Annotated in this window: 4 protein-coding genes; all 4 read right to left on the bottom strand. The window is 66.1% G+C overall.

Annotated elements, in window-relative coordinates; translation table 11 throughout:
- Positions 1–60 precede the first annotated feature (60 nt).
- From ABZ260_RS50155 to rnpA, 4 genes are read right to left on the bottom strand one after another with little or no spacing between them, the layout of a single operon-like run.
- The gene (locus tag ABZ260_RS50155; RefSeq protein WP_355632784.1) at positions 61–564 is read right to left on the bottom strand and encodes a R3H domain-containing nucleic acid-binding protein; all 504 of its coding nucleotides are present in this window, start codon (positions 562–564) and stop codon (positions 61–63) included.
- 35 nt (positions 565–599) lie between these two features.
- Positions 600–1550: a membrane protein insertase YidC gene (yidC, locus tag ABZ260_RS50150; protein ID WP_355632781.1), complete on the bottom strand. Its 951-nt coding sequence runs from the start codon at positions 1548–1550 to the stop codon at positions 600–602.
- A 4-nt stretch (positions 1551–1554) separates the two neighbouring features.
- The gene (gene yidD, locus ABZ260_RS50145; protein WP_343970413.1) at positions 1555–1830 is read right to left on the bottom strand and encodes a membrane protein insertion efficiency factor YidD; all 276 of its coding nucleotides are present in this window, start codon (positions 1828–1830) and stop codon (positions 1555–1557) included.
- Positions 1827–2201 (bottom strand): ribonuclease P protein component, encoded by a 375-nt coding sequence (gene rnpA, locus ABZ260_RS50140; RefSeq protein ID WP_350913728.1) that lies wholly within the window; start codon positions 2199–2201, stop codon positions 1827–1829. The genes yidD and rnpA overlap by 4 nt, the downstream gene beginning before the upstream one ends.
- Between the last annotated feature and the right edge of the window lie 112 nt (positions 2202–2313).

Below are 2313 nucleotides of genomic sequence, written 5' to 3'. Positions count from 1 at the left end.
AAAATGCCCGCCCCCCCCCTAACCCCCCGGGGCCGCGGCCTCTGCCCGTCCGCGCCGTCGCTAGACGGGGAGGACCACCACGAAACGGCGGGGCTCCTCGCCCTCGGACTCGCTCCGCAGGCCCGCCGCGGCGACGGCGTCATGCACGATCTTCCGCTCGAACGGGGTCATCGGCTGCAGCGACTTGGGCTCGCCATCCCGCTTGACGTCCGCAGCGATCTTGGTGCCGAGCTCGCTCAGCTCGCTCCGGCGGCGGTCGCGGTAGCCGCCGATGTCGAGCATCAGACGCGACCGCTCACCCGTCTGGCGGTGGACCGCGAGACGGGTCAATTCCTGGATGGCCTCCAGCACCTCGCCGTTGGGGCCGACCAGATCACCGCCCTTGATATCGACCACCGACACCACGGCGCGATCACCTTCGACATCCATGTCGATGTCACCGTCGATGTCGGCGATGTCGAGCAGACCCTCGACGTAATCCGCCGCGATCTCGCCTTCCTGCTCCAGGGCGGCGAGATCGGGAGCCGCCTTCACGGGCTCCTTCTCGGCCTCGGCCTCGGTCACGTCCGGCCACTCCTTCGTGCTGTCGGGATGAGACGTCAGGACTTCTTGCTACCGGTCCGCTTGCTGCGGGGCTGGCGGGTGGGCTGCTGGCGGACCACCTTGGGCTCCGGTGCGGGCGGTGCCTCAGGCTCGGGGGCGGTCTTCTTGACCTTGCTCAGCAGGCTCGGCTTGGGCTCGGGGGTCGTGACGTTGCCCTTCGCGTCGACCACCGGGGAGGGGTTGCGGCTGTAGAACCAGTGCTGCTGGCCGAGGGTCCAGAGGTTCGTGGTGACCCAGTAGAGGATCAGGCCCAGGGGGAAGTTCAGCGAGAAGATGGCGAACAGCGGCGAGACGTACATCAGGATCTTCTGCTGCTGCGCCATCGGGTTGTCCGGCATCTGGGCCATCGAGCGGGTCACGCTCTGCCGGACGGTAAGGAAGGTGGTCAGCGAGCTGATCGCCACGAAGACGGCGAGAACGACCTTGGTGACGATGGGGTCGGCGTTCAGCGCGATGATGTCGTTCGCACTGGTGAAGAAGGTCGCCGGGATCGGCGCGCCGAAGATGTGGGCCGCCCTGGCGCTGTCCATCAGCTGCTGGGTCATGCCGAACTTGGGAACCGGGCTGTTGGCCATGGCCTGGAGCACGGTGAACATCGAGATGAAGATCGGGAACTGCGCCAGAATCGGCAGGCAGCCACCCAGCGGGTTGGCGCCCTGCCCCTGGTACAGCGCCATGACCTCCTGGTTCATCCGCTGCTTGTCGTTCTTGTAGCGTTTGCGGATCTCCTGGACCTTTGGCGCCAGTTCCTGCATCTTCTTCGAGGAGCGCATCTGCTTGAGGAAGAGCGGGAAGATCAACAGCCGCATCAGCACGGTGAGCGTGATGATGGTCAGCGCCCAGTTGAGCCCGCTGTTCCTCGGGATGAAGGTGCTGTAACCCTCGTGAATCCAGGTGATCACTTGGGCGACGGCCGTGTAAAGCCAGTTCAGCCAGGACAGCTCCACCGAGCTAGCTCCCTTGCGTTTCGTCGGACCGGCCCGGGGGAACCGGGTCAAAGCCTCCGGGATGGAATGGGTGGCAACGCCCGATTCTCCGGATCGTCAACCATGTGCCGCGTAGCGCGCCGTGAACGGCCACGGCTTCGAGGCCATAGGCACTGCACGAGGGGTGGAAACGGCAACGGGGACCCAGCAAAGGGCTCACGAAGGCCCGGTAGAACCGGATCGGAGCCATCAGGATCCTGGCAGCCGGAGAAATCCCGGCGATCTGCTGCGCCGTCATCATCGCCCATCCATGCGAGCCCCCGGGGGCTCTAGCCGCCTGAGTAAACGATCCAGCGCGACGTCGAGTTCGGCGGCAATGCGCTCGCTTCGCGCGGACGCGGCCGGTGGATTGGCGCGTACAACAAGCAGGCTACCTCGCGGAAGCCGGTCGAGACGGTCTCGCATGAGGTGTCGCAACTGACGTTTGACCCGATTTCTGATGACCGCGCCTCCCACGGCGCGACTCACCACGAATCCGACCAGGGGGGGATCGTCAGTGTCAGGGCGCATGCCAAAGTGCGCGACCAGGGTGGGGCGGCCTGCTCGGCTTCCCCTTCTGATCGCGCCGGCGAAATCGTCGCCCCGGCGCATGCGGGACCCGGACGGCAACACGAGAGATCTTCGTGACCCTGGGCAGGTACGCCTGTCGCCCGTCGGCACTCGGGGCTGGGGTGAACCTGATCCGCTGAAGAGCACCCCTCACCTGGTCGGCTCGGAGTCACAT

The sequence above is a fragment of the Streptosporangium sp. NPDC006013 genome, from assembly GCF_040614275.1.
GTDB lineage: Bacteria > Actinomycetota > Actinomycetes > Streptosporangiales > Streptosporangiaceae > Streptosporangium.
This window is presented reverse-complemented; position numbering and strand designations above follow the sequence as displayed.